Raw genomic sequence first — 20,244 nt, forward strand, 5'->3', positions numbered from 1 at the left:
TCCATAGAGTTATTTTACGAACTTTAAAATATACATTAAAAATTTATAAAAATAATCTCCATAGAAAATTATAAACCCGCTTTATAAGAAGCGGGTTTATAAAAACAGAATTATCTTGCCTTAAAAGCACACTTTTATTCAAACTTTTTATCAATCATAAAAAAAGCTTCTCAACTTTCCTCTTTCTCTTTTTTACCAAATCAATGTGCTTGACGACGCAAAAAAGCAGGTATTTCCAACTGATCTTCTTCACTAATAAAATTACGCTGTTCTTGCGTTACATGGGGATGCAATTCACCAGAACGGCGTGGTACATAAACAGAAGCATCTTGAGAAAGTGTTTGAGTACTTTTATTATAAGTATGGGATTCTTTCTGCTGCGGAGATTTCACAGCAGGCTCCAACCGAGCCTCTAGCTCTTCTTCTTCACGATGTGTTAAACTCTGTTTTAAACGCTGCCAAAGATTACGCGGTCCTTGATCGGAAGAAGACGCGCTTTGACTTTGTCCGTGAGCAACAGAAGGAAAATCCTTCAATTCAGGCATACGCATCGGTGAACGCGCTTGCATATGCTGAGCTTTTTTTTGTTGAACCTGCTTTTCATTTTGCTTCACAACACCTGTCATCTCATCTAAAGCTTGAGCTGTCGCGCCCATGCTCACAGGTGCCGTCATAGGCTGCTGAGAACCACGATTAACTTGCATACGTGGTACATTTGTCATCTGCCCATGCACAGCATTTGATCCATAAGAAGCCGTATTCGGACTTCGTGTAGCAACGGTATCTGCAGACTGTGCAAAAATTTGACTTTTAGGGCGAAACTGTTCTCCTTTCGGTTTTCCTTTTTCCACTTCAAGTGCTTCTATGACCTCTACCATTGATTCAGAACGCAAAGGAGGCGATTGAAGATGAAAAGAAGTTTGTGGTGTTCCAGGATCACTTTTACGAGCAGAAGATGCAGGTTTTTGAAGTTGAGAATGCGGAGACTGAACCACATCATTCACCTCACGATCAATACCGGTTGCAACTACAGAAACACGAATAACGCCTTCCAATGATTCATCATCAATGGCGCCAAAAATAACATTTGCATCAGCATCCACTTCTTCGCGAATACGATTAGCTGCTTCATCAACTTCAAAGAGCGTCATATCACGACCACCAGTAATGGAAATAAGCAAACCACGAGCACCACGCATAGAAGTATCATCCAAGAGTGGATTTGCAATAGCAGCTTCAGCAGCATTCAAGGCACGCCCATCACCAGATGCTTCACCTGTTCCCATCATCGCACGCCCCATTTCATGCATAACCGAACGAACATCAGCAAAATCAAGGTTAATGAGTCCCTCTTTAATCATGAGATCTGTAATAGAAGCAACACCAGAATAAAGCACCTGATCAGCCATAGCAAAAGCATCTGCAAATGTTGTTTTATCATCGGCAATACGGAAAAGATTTTGATTGGGAATAACAATCAATGTATCAACAGACTTTTGCAGCTCTTCAATGCCAGTCTCTGCTGTTTTCATGCGACGAGCACCTTCAAACTGAAAAGGCTTTGTTACAACGCCAACAGTTAAAATACCTTTTTCACGCGCTGCACGAGCAACAACAGGAGCAGCCCCTGTCCCAGTTCCTCCCCCCATACCAGCAGTAATGAAAACCATATGAGAATCTGCCAGATGATCAATAATTTCATCAATACATTCCTCTGCTGCTGCTTGCCCAACTTCTGGTAAAGCACCAGCCCCTAAACCTTCCGTAACTGCTGCACCAAGCTGGATCACACGCTCTGCCTTTGACATAGCCAAAGCCTGTGCATCCGTATTAGCCACAACAAAGTCAACTCCTTGAAGACCAGCATTAATCATATTATTCACGGCATTCCCGCCACCTCCGCCAACACCAAAAACGGTAATGCGTGGCTTCAATTCCGCGATATCTGGCCGATGCAGATTAATCGTCATTTCCTTTTCCTTCTCATAAGACACCGCAAGCCCAAGCGATGAAATTTAACATACCCAAACAGACTTAACTAAAAACTCTCACGCAACCACTGACCTACACGCTGAAAATACCCTCGCGTGCCTGTCGATAAATGATTCACTGCCGTTTGCATTGTTTTTTCTTCAAACCCTACCAATTGTGGATAAATCAACAAGCCAACAGCAGATGTAAACGCCGCCCCTTTTGCAAGAGAAGGAAGCCTTGAAATACCTAAAGGCCGCCCTATACGAACATTTCTTCCCAATATAGCACGTGCCATTTCTGGCAATCCTGTCAATTGACTTGCTCCCCCAGTCAAAATGACACGCTTTCCAATAATGTGACCAAAACCAGAACGATTTAAACAATCACGTACCATCTCTAAAATCTCCTCAACACGTGCACGAATAATACGACCAAGAACAGCACGAGGATATTGTGTTTCGCGCTGTTCACTCCCAATCTCTGCCACATTAATCATATGCCGCTCATCAGCACTTGTAGGAAGTGCTGAGCCATAGACAACTTTTAAACGCTCAGCTTCTGTAAGTGACATTGAAAACCCCCGCGCAACATCAAGAGTTACATGATGTCCCCCAACAGCAAGTGCACCTGCGTGAACAAACTTGCCTTCAAAAAACACTGAAAATGTTGTTGTTCCACCACCAAAATCAATACAAGCAGCTCCCAAATGCGCCTCATCATTCATCAAAACAGCAAGACCACTTGCAAAGGGGGTAGCAACCATTGCCTCAACACTTAAATGTGCACGATTAATACAAGTTTCTAAATTACGCAAAGAAGCCGTTTCTGCTGTTACAACATGCACATCAACACCAAATGTTTCCCCTGTCATTCCAACAGGATCAAAAATTCCTTTATCTTCATCCAATACATAAGAAACCGGAACAGAATGTATGACATGACGTTCAGCCTCAAAAGCTTTACGTGAAACATCTGCAAGTGCTACACGAATATCTCGCTTTGCAACTTCACGACCATTTAAACGTACCATACCATTAATAAAAGCGCTTTGTAATCGGCTTGATGAAAAATTCACAATCACTGAATCCACTACCAAACCAGCCATTTTTTCAGCCGCATCAACAGCAAGCCGTATTGACTGCTCTGCAGCAAACATATCCATTACAACACCGGATTTAATCCCACATGAACGCTGCACACCAAAACCTAGAATTTCAATAGAATGCGTACGACCATGTAAATAATGCATATGTTTTAAAGGACGTAAACAAGCAATAAAACACACAATCTTACTCGATCCGATATCGAGAATCGTCAAAAAACGTGTTTTGCGCTTCCCCACATGATGTGATCTAAGCAACATCATAAGTTCCCTACCTTTCGTGCTTTTAAAAGACGTTTCTCTTCTTCTACAGCAGCACGACGATGTTCTAATGCCTCATCAGATAAAGAAACTGTAATACGATCAGAAAGACGCAAATCGATACACACAACATCACGCGCAAAAAGATCTTGTGCTTCTCCTGATTCAACAAAAGAAACAAGTCTTTCAACTGCACCATTTTCAGGCAACATCACGCGCATTCCATTATCCAAAACAAGATCCCAACGCCGATCACCTATACGCACAAAAGCACGAACACGATTATAGATTTTCGGATACTTCAAAAGAGCTTGAATAAACATTTTGGCAGCATTTTGTGCACCCTTCCCAACAACCAAAGGCAAAGCATGACCTCCTTCCGCATGAAAGGGAACAATAACGCGACCTGTATTATCAACAATATCCATCATACCATCATGCTGCCAGATTGCATATGGTTTACGCTCTACAACTGAAATATGCACACGATTGGGATAAATCTTCTGCACATTAGCAGACTGAACCCAAGCCTGCTGTTCCAAAAGCAAACGTGCTTTATCAACATCAAAACTAAAGATAAAGGGAGAAACATCAAGTCCTAAAATCTTCAAAACATCTTGTTTTACCAAGCGCTTATTACCACTTATATCAACATCCGTGATAACAAAACCAATATCTGAAATTACAGCCTTCACGATCATCCCCATATGACCACTTGATGAAACGCCGTAAAGCACTGTCGTAAAGAAAAATAATAAAACTGCAAAAGATCCGAAATGACGCGGGACATGGAGATTTGTCAACACAAATTCAAATATAAACCGGAGAAAGCGACGATAAAGACGTGGCAAAACTGGCACGAACAGCACCTCCATCGGAATATTTATTTTGTTAACATTTAACGCATACACGACGCGTCCTCCACCATCCACTGAACAAGATCGCTATAAGTACGACCAGCTACTTTTGCAATATCAGGAACAAGAGACGTTAAAGTCATGCCGGGCTGCGTATTAATTTCAAGCCAAACCAATTCTTCTGTCTCCTCATCAAAACGAAAATCAGAACGGCTAACACCTCGACATCCTATCGCCTGATGTGCTGCTAAAGACATTCTTTGCACCTTTTGGTAAATATTTGATGAAAGTTGTGCAGGACAAATGTGAAGAGAACCACCAGATTTATATTTTGCATCATAATTATAGAATTGAAAATGCGGATCAGGGATAATTTCACAAACATCCAGCACTTCATTTCCCAAAACAGCACAAGTAAGTTCACGACCAGGAATATATTTTTCTATCATCAACTCATCTGAATAAACCCATTCAGTTTTTACAAGATCATGCAGCGCTACCGATTCCTCTTCTTTTACAATTAAAACACCAAAACTTGAGCCTTCACAGACAGGCTTAATCACGTAAGGAGGTTTCATGGAATGCGCTTTTTCAACAGTAAAGCGGTTTATAATACATGAAGGGGCCACTGAAACACCAGCGCTTGCAGCAATAATTTTTGCCCGCCCCTTATCCATTGCCAATGCGGACGCCATAACTCCAGAATGAGTGTAGGGAATTTTCAAATATTCAAGAATACCCTGAATACGACCATCCTCACCAAATGGTCCATGTAATGCATTAAAAGCAATATCAGGCTGCAAATTATCAAGAACAGAAGCAATATGACTATCAACATCTATACGGCTTACACGGTATCCTTGTGCCTCAAGAACATTAGCACAAACATGACCTGAAGATAAACTTACAGACCGCTCAGAGGAAAATCCTCCCATTAAAACAGCTATATGCTTATCTTTCATAACAGTCTATCCTCCTTTATATACTACATATAGCCCACATAGAAATTGCTAGTACCATATACAGGAAAAAAACAGAATTTATCCTTGCGAATCAATAGCCTAGCATTTTGTCTAATGAATCAGACTGAGAGGCATGACGCAAGAGGTTCTTTGTTAATTTATTGATTCTTAATAGATTTTTTTATTATCTCTTTGAAATGACTCAATTTTTTATTGTGTCTTTTTATTGTGTTTAAAAAATCAATAAAATGGGTCAAAGAAGGGAACAATACGATCTTGTTCGAATTGACCGATACGTTCTATTTCCCACTCTAAGAGATGGGCTGAATGTGCAAAAACACGAGCACGCACTGTTTCCCCCAAAGCTTCAAGATCATAGCCTGTTGCTTGCCCTATATTGATCATAAAATTACAGTGCATTTCACTCATTTGAGCCCCACCAATCTGCAAACCACGACATCCTGCTTCATCAATCACACGCCAAGCAGATGTCCCTTCAGGATTTCGAAAAGTTGACCCACCTGTCTTTTCACGAATAGGCTGTACCATTTCTCTATGAAGCGCAACTTCATCCATAGCAGCACGAATCTTGTCATACTTTCCTAGTTCACCTTCCAATAAAGCAGCCGTAAAAATTAAACCTTTAGGAATTTTACAATGACGATAAGAATAATGCATATCTTTCAATTTCAAAGTATGACGCTGTCCATTACGATCAAGTGCATAGATCTCAACAACACGTGCTGCTGTCTCAACACCATTAGCACCTGCATTCATTTTAAGTGCTCCTCCAAGACTACCAGGAATACCATGATAAAAATGAAAACCAGCAATTTCAGCCTTTAAAGCTGCCGTTGCTAAGTGTTTATCAGCCGTAGCAGCACCAACGAAAAAGCTCTTTGGAGAAATTTGCTGTATTTGTCCAAATCCTTTTCCTGAAAGACGAATAACAACACCAGGCACCCCTCCATCACGCACCAAAAGATTAGAACCAATACCCACAACACTAACAGGTACAAATTCAGGAAGATTTTGAAGAAAAAGAACTAAATCTGCTTCATCAGCAGGCTGATAAAAAAGCTCTGCTAGCCCACCTGTGCGAAACCACGTTACCTTACGCATATGGACATTAGGCGTAAGTTTTCCTCTGATTTCTCCCAAAAGTGGTTGCAACCGCGCCAACAGCGCTTCACCATCAATGTGTTGAAAATTTATCATGACTATCAAGCACCGCTAGCTGATGAGGTAACCCACAAGCCCATTGCGTGATATTACCAGCACCGAGAAAAACAACATAATCCCCTGACTGAGCTAATGTAGAAACAACAGCAACAACATCTTCCAAACAATGAATCAAGCGCACATCACGATGACCAGCCATTTGGATACGTTCTACCAATTCTTTAGCACCAAACCCAGCAATAGGCTCCTCACCAGCAGCATAAACCGGTGCAATCAACACTGTATCTGCATCATTAAAACACGCAGCAAAATCATCGAATAAATGATACAAACGTGAATAACGATGAGGTTGTGCAATCGCAATCACACGCCCTTTTGCACTTTCACGTGCAGCACACAAAACAGCCTTTATTTCTACAGGATGATGTCCATAATCATCAAATATCTCAACGCCACGCCAACTTCCCGTTTGCGTAAAGCGCCTTTTTACTCCTCCAAACTCTGCCAAACCTTTTTTTATAGTGTCATCTGAAACACCCAATTCATGAGCAATGGCAATCGCCGCAGTTGCATTAGACACATTATGCTTGCCAGACATTGGCAAAACCAATTTTCTTAACTCAGTCTTTTTTCCAGTTTTTCGTGAACGAATAAGAACATCAAAATACGTTTTTTGGCCATCCATTGAAAGATTTAAAAAGCGAACATCCGCTTGTGGATTTGTACCATAAGTAATAATCCAACGATCATCAATACGACTAGCCAATGACTGAACCTCTGGATGATCAAGACACAAAACTGCAAAGCCATAAAAAGGAACATTCTCTACGAACTGCTGAAAAGCCTCCCGCACAGCACCAAAACTCCCGTAGTGATCCAAATGCTCACAATCGATATTGGTCACCACAGCGATATCAGCAGGCAATTTTAAAAACGTACCATCACTTTCATCAGCTTCAACAATCATCCAATCTCCCTCCCCTATACGAGCATTCGTGCCATAAGCATTAATAATACCGCCATTAATTACCACAGGATCAAAATGACCAGCATCCAGAAGTGCTGCAACCATTGACGTAGTTGTTGTTTTCCCATGCGTACCACCAACAGCAATCGCACGACGAAATCGCATAAGCTCCGCTAACATTTCAGCACGCCTTACAAGCGGTAAATGTCTTTCTCTTGCAGCAATATATTCAGGATTTGTTTTTTTAATGGCAGTAGAAAAAACAACAACCTCTGCATTTCCTAAATTTGCAGGATGATGACCTATATGAATAGTAATTCCTTTTTCTCTTAAACGTTCAACATTAACACTATTAACTTGGTCGGACCCTTGAACTTTATAGCCGAAATTATGAAAAACCTCTGCAATTCCACTCATACCAATACCACCGATTCCAACAAAATGGATAACGCCTATATTAAGCGGCATTTTCATCAAAAAACTCCTCTTTTATATCTGATACTGACCGCCCTGCAATCAATCCTTCAACCATATCAGCAAGACGACGAGTTGCATGGGGTTGTCCCACTTGTTTTGCAGCAAGCGCTTGTTTTTTCAATAACTGCGGGAAACAACAAGCTTCTATTAAGAAGCTAGCAAGTCTTTGTGCATTTAAATCTTTTTCTCGTACAATTTTGGCCCCTCCCACACCAGCAAGCAATGCTGCATTTGCGGCCTGATCATGATCTAAAGCATGAGGATAAGGAATAAGCAAAGCGGGCCTACCAATAACTGCTATTTCACAAATTGATGAAGCACCAGCACGTGATAAAATAAAATGAGAGTGCGCCATACGTTCAGCCATATCATTAAAAAAAGAGGCAATTTCTGCTTGTACCCCCATCTTATGATAAGTTTTTATCAATTCTTCAGCATCACCTCGAACTTGCTGAACAATTCTTAAACGTTTACGTATCTCATCATTCAACAAAGCAATCGCTTCAGGAACAATTTGTGAAAAAAAAGAAGCACCTTGACTACCGCCAAAAATTAAAAAATGAAATGGCTCTTTGTCTAAAGAAGGATGATAAGGAATTTTTGCTGCTTTGAGAACAGCCTCACGCACAGGATTTCCAGTTAAAAGTATTTTATGCGCGTAAGTATTATTTTGCAATAACAAACCACCTGCAATTACATGCACAAAAATCGCTAACATCCGATTAGCACGTCCCATAATAGCATTTTGTTCATGAATAAATGTTATTCGTCTCATTAAGGCTGCAATAATAATAGGAGGAAAACTCGGATAACCTCCAAAACCACCAACAAGAACAGGACGCAGTTTATAAAAAAGCGCTAAAGATTGCCCCATTCCCTTTAACAAAGCCCAAAATGTTTTTATCAATGCAAAAGGATGACGTCGTGTAAATGTTGCCGATGAAATGATGTGTATGTGCTCTTCATCAAAGCAACGTACAAAACATTTAGCTCTTTTATCCGTTGCTAAATGAACATCATATCCACGCTGCCTTAATTCAACAGCAAGTGCTTCAGCAGGAAAAAGATGTCCCCCTGTACCACCAGCCACTAAAACAATAACTTTTTTATGAGTCATGTGTAGTATCCAAAACAACGGGAGAAGAAAAAATAGAAAGGCGGGATTCTGGCCAGCGACGTGTTAAACTCAGTAAAATACCCATTGAGATTGCAATCGCTATCATAGAAGAACCACCATAAGAAATAAATGGTAATGTCATGCCTTTTGGAGGGATCAAATGGAGATTTACTGCCATATTAATCCCTGCTTGCAAGCCAATCATCATCGCCATACCAGCAATACCAAGACGTATAAATGAATCACGAACATTCAATGCGACATACAATGAACGCATAACAATAAAGCCGAACAGCATCACAATCACTAAACAAAGGATAATACCATATTCTTCAGCAGCAACAGAAAACACAAAATCTGTGTGGCTATCAGGAATAATACGTTTTACCGTTCCCTCTCCTGGACCTTGTCCAAACCAACCACCATTCAAAATAGCCTCACGTCCAACATCCACCTGAAAGGTATCCCCTTCACCAGTTAAAAAACCATTGATACGTTCACGCACATGGTAAAGAAAAAAATAGGCGAAAACAATTCCTACAAGTCCTAAAATAAGGAAGAGAAAAATGATAGTGAGTGACCCACCAGCAACGAAAAATAAACCACCCCATGTTGCACTTATCAAAAGTGTTTGGCCAATATCAGGCTGTAGAATAAGAAGTATGCAACAAACAGCATAAAGCACTGTGGCTAAAATATATCCTGGAATTCCTTTACGCCGTATCTGCTCTGAAAAAAGCCAAGCTGACATAATCACAAAAGCCGGTTTCATAAACTCTGAAGCTTGTACAGAAAAGCCGAATATAAGTATCCACCGCCGTGCTCCTTTTAATTCTGGACCAAAGAGTAAAGTTGCAACCATAAGAGCAAGTGTTGCAATAAGCAAAAGAATGCATAAACGACGAATATTACGTAGCGAAAAAAAAGAAATCGTTACCATCGTAAAAAAGGCTAAAATACTATAAATGATATGCCAGCGAACAAAATAAAAGCTATCAGCGATACCGATCTTTTTTGCAATTGTGGGACTTGCAGCAAAAGACAGCATAATACCAATCCCCATTAGAATCAAACAAACTGCAAAGATAGAGCGATCAATCGTCCACCACCAATTCGCAATTGGATCTCTATCTGCACGTGTAACCATCATCTCTACCCTATTCTTTTCATAATTCTACTCAACGTGATATGGTTCCCTTTTATTTGAGCAAATATTTCAAAAACTGCATTACATGAGAAAAGATTCTGGAATATTAACAAAAAAGGTATTTTTTTAAGTTCATGCTTCTTTTAATTGCATAACAAAAGAAATAAATGCTTCCCCACGCACTTCATAATTCTTAAATTGATCATAACTTGCACAAGCCGGTGAAAAAAGGACCACAACCTCTTTTGCCTCGTAATGTATTGCATCAAAAGCCGCTTGACGCACCGCATTTTCCAAAGTTAAGCTTATTGTAAAAGGAAATGCAGTTCCAATACTACTAGCAAACTCTTCCGCAGCAGTACCAATTAAATAAGCCTTACGAATTTTATGAAAAAATCCTCTAAGGGATTTAATGCCTCCTTCTTTTGGCAACCCTCCAACAATCCAAAAAATATCATGAAAAGTAGAAAGAGCAGGAACAGCTGCATCAGCATTAGTTGCTTTGCTATCATTGATAAACAAAACTGTCCCCATTTTACGTATCTGTTGCATACGATGCGCTAGTCCTTGATAACTTGCTAAATGTTTTTCTATAGACGAATCTGCTATTTTTAAAGCATGCAATGTTGCCAATGCCATAAGAGTATTTTGCGCATTATGACGACCGCGCAATGCAGTCATAAACGTAAGATCTGCAAGGACATGGCGCTGTCCTTGATTGACAGAAAAAAGTTTTGCACCATCCGCATAAAAACCATTTTTAACAAAATGTTCCGTAGAAACTGCCGTAACAGAATGCCCTTCATCCCGTAATTGTTGATACAAATCTAAACAAGTAGCATCATCCACCGAAATAAAAGCATGAAAAGCCCCAGCAACAAGCCGCCTTTTAGTTTGCACATAATGGGAAAAACTACCATGACGATCAATATGATCTGGTGTCAAATTTAGCAAAAGTCCAATGGTTGGCTGAAGAGAAGGAGTTAGATCAATCTGAAAAGATGAACATTCAATCACATAAATACGTTTTTTTACAAATGGCTTAAGCGTTAATATTGCCGTTCCAATATTTCCTCCCATTTGCACATCACAGCCCATTTCTTTCAACAAATGTGCAAGCAAAGCTGTTGTTGTTGATTTCCCATTCGTACCTGTAATAGCAATGAATGGTACATCCTGCTCGCACAAACCAGAATGCTGTAAAAAATGATTACGCGCACGCACAAATAACTCAATGTCACCAATAATTTCAATACCACTTTGACGTGCTTTCTTCACAACCCAATGTGGTTGAGGATATGTTAAAGGAACACCCGGTGCTAAAATTAGTGCAACAAATTCTGACCAGTTTTCAAAGTGAAGATCTCTTGTTGGAATATTTTGCCGTAGTGCTTCTTGCACGCAAGCAGCATTATCATCCCAAGTAACGACTTCTGCACCACCACGCATTAATGCTTGCGCCGCTGATAATCCGGATTTTCCCAATCCAAACAGAGCAACTTTTTTCCCCTTATAATACGTAACAGAAATCAAAATCTCACCGTAATTTTAATGTTGAAAGACCAATGAGGGCAAGAACAATCGAAATAATCCAAAAGCGTATCACCACTTGGCTTTCCGTCCAGCCTTTTTTCTCGAAATGATGGTGTATTGGAGCCATGAGAAACACACGCTTTTTTGTTAATTTAAAATAACCAACCTGAATAACAACTGAAAATCCTTCCAGAGTAAAAAGTCCACCAATAAGTGCCAAAACAATTTCATGCTTTGTAGCTACAGCGACAATCCCTAAGAGTCCTCCAAGCGCTAATGAACCTGTATCTCCCATAAAAATAGCTGCTGGTGGTGCATTAAACCATAAAAAACCAAGACCAGCACCAACAACAGTTCCTAATAAAACAGCCAGCTCCCCTGTCCCTGAAATATAATGAATTTGTAAATAATCAGCAAAATTAATATTGCCAGACAAATAAGCAATCAGAGCAAATGATAAAGCTGTAACCATCACAGGAACGATAGCCAATCCATCAAGACCATCGGTCAGATTAACTGCATTACCCGTTCCTACAACAACAAGAGTAGAAAAAGGAATAAAAAACCAGCTTAAATTAATGAAATAATCTTTCATAAAGGGTAAAGCTAATCCTGGTGAACTAATTTGTAGGATAACGAAAGCAGCAATTGCCGCAATCAAAAACTCTAAACTTAACCGAGCTTTACCGGAAAATCCTTTTTCCGTTTGTTTTGTTACTTTAAGATAATCATCATAAAAACCGATAGCTCCAAAAGAAAGCATAACAGCCAATGATATCCAAAAATAAATATTTGATAAATTACACCATAAAAGCGCGGATACCACAATGCCGGTTAAAATCATCAATCCCCCCATCGTAGGTGTCCCCGCCTTTTTAAAATGCGTTTGGGGTCCATCAGCACGAATAGGCTGCCCTTTTCCCTGTCGTAATTTAAGAGAAGCAATGATGCTAGGACCAAATAAAAAGACAATTAATCCCGACGTCAGCATAGCAGCTATCGTGCGAAAAGTAATATAACGAAAAACATTAACGCCTGGAAGCCAATCACTCAGAAAAGATAAAAATAGCATCATAGTATAAAAAAACCTCTTAAAATGAAAGAGAAATCACTTTATAGCGATCAAGCAACGCCCTCACAATATCGGAAGAATAAAGACTGTTAGATGATTTAATCATGAGAAGATCTCCACCCGAAATTTCTGCAATAATAAGGGGTAAAATTTTTTCAACATTTTCCGCATAATAAACTTTAACGTGGGCAGACAAATCCGTAACTAGAAACTTCATTGCTTCACCAAATAAAAAAACAAGACGAGCACCCGAAAGACAGATCGGCTTTACCAAATCACGATGGAACTTTTCACTATAAGCGCCTAATTCAAGCATATCCCCCAAAACAGCAATTCTTCTACCTTCCACACCTATCGGTCCTGTTGCAAGTAAATCAAGAGCTGCACGCATTGATGCAGGATTCGCATTATAACTTTCATCAATTAAATAAAATTCCTCCCCACTTGGCAACGATAAGCAATAATGAGCACCCCGTCCTTTTTGAAGAGAAAAGTGACTTAAAGATAGTAAAACTGCTTCCACATCAATACCTATAACATCACAGACAGCAAAAACAGCTAAACTATTTTGTACAATATGCCGTCCAGGAGCACCAATTTTAATCACTCTATCTTGTTCCTCCATACAAACAGTCATAGAAGAACAATCTGGCAGAAGACATATATCTTTTGCCTGATAATCAGAACCTTTAGCTTCACCAAAACTTACGATTTTTTTCACACCGCATTGCTTTGCTCTTTGGACTAAATAAGCAAAAAAATCATTATCTGCGTTTAAAAGAGCAATACCTTCCTCAACCAACCCCTCAAAAATTTCAGCTTTTGCTTCTGCAATTTCCTCTAGATTTTTAAAGTATCCCATATGCGCTGCAGAAATATGCGTAATAAGAACAACATGTGGTTGCACTAACTTTACCAAAGGCCGAATTTCATCTTTATGATTCATACCAATTTCAAAGATACCATAATCACTTTCTGCCGGCATTCGAGCCAAAGTAAGTGGAACCCCCCAACAATTATTGAAAGAAGCAAAGTTTGCATGCACCTTTCCAACATTTGCAAGTGCTTGTTTGAGAGCTTCTTTCGTCGTTGTTTTTCCAACAGAACCCGTGATTGCGATAATTTTGGCTTTTGAACGCTGACGTGCAGCTTGCGCAAGTTTTTCTAAGGCATGTAAAACATCACAAACCACAATTAATGGAGCGGATATTTTTTCCATGTCAGCTAAACGATCTTCTGCAACGATAAGAGCAGACGCACCACACGCATAAGCTTGTAGAGCAAAATCATGACCATCAAAACGATGCCCTTTAATACAGAAAAAAATATCCCCTTCTGTAATCGTACGGCTATCAATAGAAATCCCAGAAAAAGTTTCTGGTAACTCCCCTACTACAAAACCACCAATTGCTGCAACAAGTGCTTGTTTATCCCATAAAGTTTTCATCTACTCTGTTCCTGCAAAGCATCAATCGCTTTTAGACGATCTGAAAAAGGGTATGTTTTCTCTCCTATGATTTGGCCATCCTCATGACCTTTTCCAGCAATAACTAATGTATCACCAGCTTGTAAAAGCCCTACCGCATAAGCAATAGCCTCACCACGATCAGCTATTTCTATTGCTGTTGGCACCACTTGCAAAATATCTTTTCGTATTTTTTCTGGTATTTCTGTGCGAGGATTATCATCAGTTATAATAACAATATCGGCCTTATTTTTTGCAATTTTCCCCATCAAAGGTCTTTTTCCTTTATCGCGATCCCCTCCACAACCAAAAACAAGGATTAAACGCCCTTGCGTAAAGGGGCGCACAGAAAGCAACACCTGCTCTAAAGCTTCTGGTTTATGTGCATAATCTATATAAACAGGCGCCTTATTTTTTGTTTTTCCAACCAACTCTAACCGACCAGGTGCTCCTTGCAAAATTTCTAAAGAACGAAAAACTTTATCTACAGAAACACCTGTTACAATTGCCAATCCAGCCGCCATCAAGGCATTACTCACCTGAAAATCTCCAGCTAGAGGCAAATCAAATGTGTAAATGTTGTTTTCTAAACGGCATTCAACACACTGTTTTGAGCGTTGATGTTCAATCCTATTAATCGTTATAAATTTTCCTTTCCGTCCAACTGTCAAGACACGGCGGCCTGCTTTCGTAACAACATCAATAACCTGTTGCGAATAAACATCATCCGCAAAAATGAGAGCAGGAGCATCTTGAGGTAAAAGAGTATCAAATAGCCGCATTTTAGCACGCAAATAATCCTCTATACATGTATGATAATCCATATGATCGCGCCCTAAATTGGTAAAAGCAGCTGCCGTTAAATGAACTCCATCAAGTCGGCCTTGATCAATCCCATGTGAAGAAGCTTCAAGAGCTACATGTGTTACATCTTCGTTAGAAACTTCATAAAGGAGACGCTGTAAAACGATCGGATCAGGGGTTGTAAGAGCAATAGAATCGTTCCGATGGGGAGAAACAACACCTAGAGTTCCTATACTCGCAGCAGATAATCCAACATCTGTCCAAATTTGACGAAGAAAAGAAACAACAGATGTTTTACCACTGGTGCCTGTAACCGCAACAACAGTTTCAGGCTGAGAACCATAAAAGCGTGCTGCTGCTTTAGCTAAACTTTGACGAACATTACAAACCCGCAAAATGGGAACAGGTAAATCTTCAAGAATAATGTGAAAATCTGTAACGATAACACATGCACCACGTCTTATAGCATCATTAATATACTGTCTTCCATCACCTTGATTACCTTTAAGAGCGACAAAAACATAACCCGGTAAGATTTGCCGAGAATCTGCACTTATTCCTGTTATTTCTATTGAAGAGAGACAATCATCTTCAAGACATTCTATAAAAACTGTTCCCAACAACATGATAGCACCTTTATATTCATTTTACTGTTGTGTAACTAATTTCGAACTGTTCTTAGTACTTAAAATAGGCTCATATTCTTTTTCAAAATCTGGCTTTATTCCAAGAAAACTAGCTGAACGGCGAATAATATTCGCAAGCATTGGCCCAGCATTCCATGCTGCTGTTGTTGATTTGTACCCCTCTTCAGGTTTAGGTTCATCAATAATTGTTAAAACGACATAAGAAGGATCATCAATCGGAAAAGCAGCAAGAAAACTATTGAAGTTTTTTGTTTTAGAATATTTTCCATTTTCAACTTTCTCAGCGGTTCCCGTTTTACCGCCAACGCGATACCCTTCCACTTTTGCATGGCGCCCAGAACCAATATCACTATTCAACTTATAGAGATAACGCATAGTTTGACTTGTTTTAGCCTGTAAAACTTTTTTCATATGTTTGAAAGTTTGTTCTCTTGTGCGTTTTAAAAACGTAGGTGTAATCAACCACCCACCATTCATCAAAGCAGCAGTAGCAACTGCTGTTTGCAAGGGTGTTGTTGCCATACCATGCCCAAAAGAAATCGTCATTGAATGAATATCTTTCCAATGACTTGGCACAATAGGATGCGCAACTTCGGGCAATTCTATTGTCAATCGATCCAGTAAACCAAGTTTTTTCAAAAAATCACGATGTTTATCAACTCCTACCTCCAATGCCTCTTTGGCAGAACCAATATTAGAAGAATATATAAATACCTCCCATAAAGTGAGAGGACGATTTTTTCCGTGAAAATCATGAATCGTGTATCCTCTACTTGCATGAAGTGGTTTTGAAGCATCAATAACACTGTTTAAATGAAACATACCTGAATCAAGAGCCATCGCGGTTGTAAAACTTTTAATGATAGATCCCATTTCAAAAGCTCCAGCAGTCATCCGATTTAAGCGATCACTTTTCAACGCATCAACAGGATTCTCAGGGTCAAAATCTGGTACAGAAGCCATAGCTACAACTTCACCGGTATGTATATTTAAAATAACAGCTCCTGCCGCAATTGCTTTATAACGCTTCATTGCCTGCATAAGTTCATCATGTACAATAGCCTGAATACGTACATCAATTGAAAGCTGAACTGGCTTTAAAGATGATTCCGTTGCAAGACCAACAGAACGCAAAGCACTCAAACCTGTATCATCAATATATTTCTCCATTCCCGCTATGCCTTGATTATCAACATTTACCATACCAAGAATATGTGAAGTTATACAACCATCTGGATAAAAACGACGAATCTCGGTACGAAAACCAATCCCAGGAATTCCAAGCGCCATAATTTGCGCCTTTTGCGTTGGTGTTAATCCACGCTGAATCCAAGAAAAATTAGACTTTCTTTTAAGACGTTGATAAGTTTCTTGCCAATTGAGATCAGGTAAAACTGTTGAAAGCAGTTCTATAGTCTCATCCACATCAATAATGCGTCTTGGTTCAGCAAAAAGTGAGTAAGTTTTAATATCGGTTGCCAACAGACGACCATGACGATCAATAATATCAGGCCGCGCTGTTAGTGGAAGGATACTTGGCCCTTTTGCTTCTTCAATCTGTCCACCTTTCAGTCCATAAGAAATAAGACAAGCCCCCATCACGCCATATAAAATAAAAAAACAAAATAAAGAAAAAAGTAAGCGTGGGCGACTAGAGTACGAGTGACGAACAGGAAAATTATAAATATCCAATTGGTTATTGGAGTGCTTTTTTTTCGGCGAAAAGAAAAAAAATGATTTCATCACCGTACACCTTTTTGAATAACTCTATTCACCTGAGAAGTACGATTATTTACCAAAATATTTTGACCGTTCTTCAGAGTATTTTGTTTAATGATCTCTCCAATTTGATCATAGAAACGTACAGGAATATCTTTAAATTCTACGATTTGGCGAGGTTGAATGATTTCTAAACCAAGCTCTTTTTGATACTGCTTTGCAAGTTTTTGCATACGGGATGGCTTTATCATAACAGCCCATTCCGTCCGAAGCAAATGCACCATATTTTTTTCTGCAGCAATTTCATGTTCAAGATGACGAATTTCACTCATGCGTTTTTGAACATCATATTTTACCTTATAAGTAAGACCTGCCATACAAATCATAATCACGACTAACATCATATCAAATGTACGAAAAACTGTCATTTTGTGCCACCTTCAAAACTGGCAATTTCTTCTAAACCAAATAATTTCATATCTTCAACAAGACTCTCAGCTTTAGTACGCACACCAATACGTAATCTCGCAGAACGGGATCGAGGATTGGTCTGTAATTCCTCTTTGCTTGCTGTTATCCCACCTTTAAACAAAGGAAAAAATGTTGCCGGAGCAGTTTCTACTTCAGGAAGATAGCGTGATCTTGTACACTTTCCTGAACGAGCAGAAAAAAATCTTTTAACCATACGATCTTCAAGAGAATGAAAACTCACAACCCCCAAACGGCCGCCTTCTTTCAAAACACGTTCAGCAGCAAATAATCCACGCGCAAGTTCACCTAATTCATCATTGACATAAATGCGAAGAGCCTGAAAAACACGCGTTGCAGGATGAATATGATCTCCACTTTTGCGGCCTACCACCATCTCAATAGCCTGAGCAAGATCACCTGTACGCAAAAAAGGATGAACACAACGGCGTCTTTCAATCATCCGTGCAATGCGGCCTGCATAGCGTTCTTCCCCTAATATCCTAAAAATTCGTGATAACACATCAATTTTAAAATGATTTACAACGTCAGCAGCCGTGAAACCAGTCTGTGCCATACGCATATCTAAAGGACCATCTTTTTGAAAAGAAAATCCTCTTTCTGCTTCATCAAGTTGCATGGAAGAAACACCAATATCCAAAATAACGGCATCCACCTTCTCTTCGACAACACAATCCAATTGTGAAAACTTCATTTGTAGCAAACGAAGTCGTGGAGAAAATTCATCAACAAGCGATTGCCCTTCAAAAATAGCATGAGGATCACGATCTAGAGCAATAACTTCTGCCCCTGCATTTAACAAGGCACGCGTATAACCACCAGCACCAAAGGTGCCATCAATTACTTTTGCCCCAGCCAATGGCATAAGACCAGTTAAAACTGGCTGTAACAACACTGGAATATGGCGCTCAGTTCTGCTGCCCTGCTTTTTCAAAATAATCCGTCTTGATGTATGCTTTTTCAATCAGTGACCATCAATGATAACCGATATCAAAATGACCAAAACCCTAACTCTCATCTCTTTCCATGAAAGAAATAAAGCTAAAGTTAACCTGACGCATATCTTAACGTGTTATACTTAAAAAAATGTTATAATTTTTTAAGTACTCTTTGTGTGATTATATATTTCAAAAACACATGGTTTTATAGAAAATTCCTCACAACATAGCTTATATGCAGAATTCATTATCATGAAATTATAAAAACATCAGTCGGCCTATAAGCCGGGTTCTGTATAGTAAAGCTTATACTCTACATGGCAACCATTCATCTGGGACGGATGTTACCATCCGCCTCGTGCAACCTACCCGAATGACTCGCCTGGAAAACGGCTGCAAGTTAAACCTTGCGCGTCATTTCTATTCGGTCTTGCTCCCGGTGGGGTTTACCTTGCCACACTCATTACTGAATGTGCGGTGGGCTCTTACTCCACCCTTTCACCCTTACCTATTAAAATAGGCGGTTTGCTTTCTGTGGCACTTTCCCTAGGGTCGCCCCCGCCGGGCGTTACCCGGCACCGTTTTTCCGTGGAGCCCGGACTTTCCTCACTTACCGCCTTTAGGCATTGGACAAGCGCGGCTGCCCAGCCGACTGACATATTGCTTATAAAACATTTTTTATGAAGTGAAAATAGTACTTTTACGAGATTTTATAAATCTACCTAAAAAGAAAAACACACCAGCTCCACGATGTATTCTCATTTAAATGAAGCCAAATACGTTTTCACTTTTGAACAATATTTTGCAGAAACAGAATTCATTTTTTTGGCTGCATGACCTGCATTATATTTTAAAATTGTTCCACATGTATTACCACCACTTAATTTATATGCCTGCGCCAAATAACGCATACCATACTCTAGGTTGATTGCAGGATCATAAAGATCTTGCACAGAACCATTAAAACCCAGTCCTCGCGCAGTAGAAGGCTTAATTTGCATCAAACCTATTTCACCAGCAGCACCCTTAATCTGTGCCTTATAATTACTTTCAATGCTTACAACAGCATGTACCAAATTAACAGGAACATGATACTTATTCGCAAGTTTTCGAATGAGAGCCTCATAAGGACGAACAGAAGTCCTAGAAGAAACAATGACTGTATCTTCACTTGAACTTGCAACATTTAATACAGTATGAGCCCAACTTATCTCAAACATAAAAAATACAGCAAACGCTGTACTTAAAAGAATTTTTAAAAATTGCATTTTCTTTCTCTTTATTAAGATATGTTCAAATTTTAGCCGCAAAAACCTTACAAGGCCCATTATACAAAGTAAAAAAGCAAAAAAACGGCTTGAAAATGGAAATATTAAGATAATTTTAAGATAAACTGTCGCATTAAAAGAAAATTTTTTAATTTACTTATTATATATTTTTTTATCTTATAACAAATAGAAATACAAGAAACTATAACTAAAATTATAATATAAAAAATAACGCATATATTCTATAAATTCCCAAAGTATTT

Annotated in this window: 16 protein-coding genes and 1 other RNA gene; all 17 read right to left on the bottom strand. The window is 39.3% G+C overall.

Annotated elements, in window-relative coordinates:
- Window positions 1–200: 200 nt before the first annotated feature.
- The 17 genes from ftsZ to K3248_RS00245 all read right to left on the bottom strand — a co-directional run bounded on the left by ftsZ (window position 201) and on the right by K3248_RS00245 (window position 19,981).
- The gene (gene ftsZ, locus K3248_RS00165) at window positions 201–1,970 is read right to left on the bottom strand and encodes a cell division protein FtsZ (protein WP_220716362.1); all 1,770 of its coding nucleotides are present in this window, start codon (window positions 1,968–1,970) and stop codon (window positions 201–203) included.
- Window positions 1,971–2,038: 68 nt separating this feature from the next.
- Window positions 2,039–3,340, bottom strand: coding sequence for a cell division protein FtsA (gene ftsA / locus K3248_RS00170; RefSeq protein ID WP_220716363.1), 1,302 nt, complete (start codon window positions 3,338–3,340; stop codon window positions 2,039–2,041).
- On the bottom strand, window positions 3,337–4,248 hold the full coding sequence (locus tag K3248_RS00175) for a cell division protein FtsQ/DivIB (protein ID WP_220716364.1): 912 nt from the start codon (window positions 4,246–4,248) through the stop codon (window positions 3,337–3,339). Before K3248_RS00175 ends, ftsA begins: the two co-directional genes overlap by 4 nt.
- Complete coding sequence (locus K3248_RS00180) at window positions 4,236–5,156, bottom strand: D-alanine--D-alanine ligase (protein WP_220716365.1); 921 nt, start codon at window positions 5,154–5,156, stop codon at window positions 4,236–4,238. The genes K3248_RS00175 and K3248_RS00180 overlap by 13 nt, the downstream gene beginning before the upstream one ends.
- A gap of 240 nt (window positions 5,157–5,396) precedes the next feature.
- Entirely contained in the window at window positions 5,397–6,374 is a 978-nt protein-coding gene (gene murB, locus K3248_RS00185) for a UDP-N-acetylmuramate dehydrogenase (RefSeq protein ID WP_220716366.1), read from the bottom strand.
- A complete protein-coding gene (gene murC, locus K3248_RS00190; protein ID WP_220716367.1) occupies window positions 6,352–7,779 on the bottom strand; it encodes a UDP-N-acetylmuramate--L-alanine ligase in 1,428 nt (475 codons plus the stop codon). The genes murB and murC overlap by 23 nt, the downstream gene beginning before the upstream one ends.
- On the bottom strand, window positions 7,763–8,899 hold the full coding sequence (murG, locus tag K3248_RS00195) for an undecaprenyldiphospho-muramoylpentapeptide beta-N-acetylglucosaminyltransferase (protein ID WP_220716368.1): 1,137 nt from the start codon (window positions 8,897–8,899) through the stop codon (window positions 7,763–7,765). Before murG ends, murC begins: the two co-directional genes overlap by 17 nt.
- Window positions 8,889–10,046: an FtsW/RodA/SpoVE family cell cycle protein gene (locus K3248_RS00200; RefSeq protein ID WP_220716578.1), complete on the bottom strand. Its 1,158-nt coding sequence runs from the start codon at window positions 10,044–10,046 to the stop codon at window positions 8,889–8,891. The genes murG and K3248_RS00200 overlap by 11 nt, the downstream gene beginning before the upstream one ends.
- A gap of 132 nt (window positions 10,047–10,178) precedes the next feature.
- On the bottom strand, window positions 10,179–11,579 hold the full coding sequence (gene murD, locus K3248_RS00205; protein ID WP_220716369.1) for a UDP-N-acetylmuramoyl-L-alanine--D-glutamate ligase: 1,401 nt from the start codon (window positions 11,577–11,579) through the stop codon (window positions 10,179–10,181).
- Between the two features lie 4 nt (window positions 11,580–11,583).
- Window positions 11,584–12,654: a phospho-N-acetylmuramoyl-pentapeptide-transferase gene (gene mraY, locus K3248_RS00210; RefSeq protein WP_220716370.1), complete on the bottom strand. Its 1,071-nt coding sequence runs from the start codon at window positions 12,652–12,654 to the stop codon at window positions 11,584–11,586.
- Between the two features lie 16 nt (window positions 12,655–12,670).
- Complete coding sequence (locus K3248_RS00215; RefSeq protein WP_220716371.1) at window positions 12,671–14,098, bottom strand: UDP-N-acetylmuramoyl-tripeptide--D-alanyl-D-alanine ligase; 1,428 nt, start codon at window positions 14,096–14,098, stop codon at window positions 12,671–12,673.
- Window positions 14,095–15,546, bottom strand: coding sequence for a UDP-N-acetylmuramoyl-L-alanyl-D-glutamate--2,6-diaminopimelate ligase (locus K3248_RS00220; RefSeq protein ID WP_220716372.1), 1,452 nt, complete (start codon window positions 15,544–15,546; stop codon window positions 14,095–14,097). The genes K3248_RS00215 and K3248_RS00220 overlap by 4 nt, the downstream gene beginning before the upstream one ends.
- A 21-nt stretch (window positions 15,547–15,567) precedes the next feature.
- Window positions 15,568–17,310 (bottom strand): peptidoglycan D,D-transpeptidase FtsI family protein, encoded by a 1,743-nt coding sequence (locus K3248_RS00225; protein WP_220716373.1) that lies wholly within the window; start codon window positions 17,308–17,310, stop codon window positions 15,568–15,570.
- Window positions 17,310–17,714 carry a cell division protein FtsL gene (ftsL, locus tag K3248_RS00230; protein WP_220716374.1) on the bottom strand — a complete coding sequence of 135 codons (405 nt, stop codon included), beginning with the start codon at window positions 17,712–17,714 and terminating at the stop codon, window positions 17,310–17,312. Before ftsL ends, K3248_RS00225 begins: the two co-directional genes overlap by 1 nt.
- The gene (gene rsmH, locus K3248_RS00235) at window positions 17,711–18,709 is read right to left on the bottom strand and encodes a 16S rRNA (cytosine(1402)-N(4))-methyltransferase RsmH (protein WP_220716579.1); all 999 of its coding nucleotides are present in this window, start codon (window positions 18,707–18,709) and stop codon (window positions 17,711–17,713) included. Before rsmH ends, ftsL begins: the two co-directional genes overlap by 4 nt.
- A 269-nt stretch (window positions 18,710–18,978) precedes the next feature.
- Window positions 18,979–19,369: RNase P RNA component class A (rnpB, locus tag K3248_RS00240), an RNA gene on the bottom strand.
- A 102-nt stretch (window positions 19,370–19,471) separates the two neighbouring features.
- Window positions 19,472–19,981 (bottom strand): lytic transglycosylase domain-containing protein, encoded by a 510-nt coding sequence (locus tag K3248_RS00245; protein ID WP_220716375.1) that lies wholly within the window; start codon window positions 19,979–19,981, stop codon window positions 19,472–19,474.
- Between the last annotated feature and the right edge of the window lie 263 nt (window positions 19,982–20,244).

The organism is Bartonella raoultii (assembly GCF_019659805.1).
Classification (GTDB): Bacteria; Pseudomonadota; Alphaproteobacteria; order Rhizobiales; family Rhizobiaceae; genus Bartonella; species Bartonella raoultii.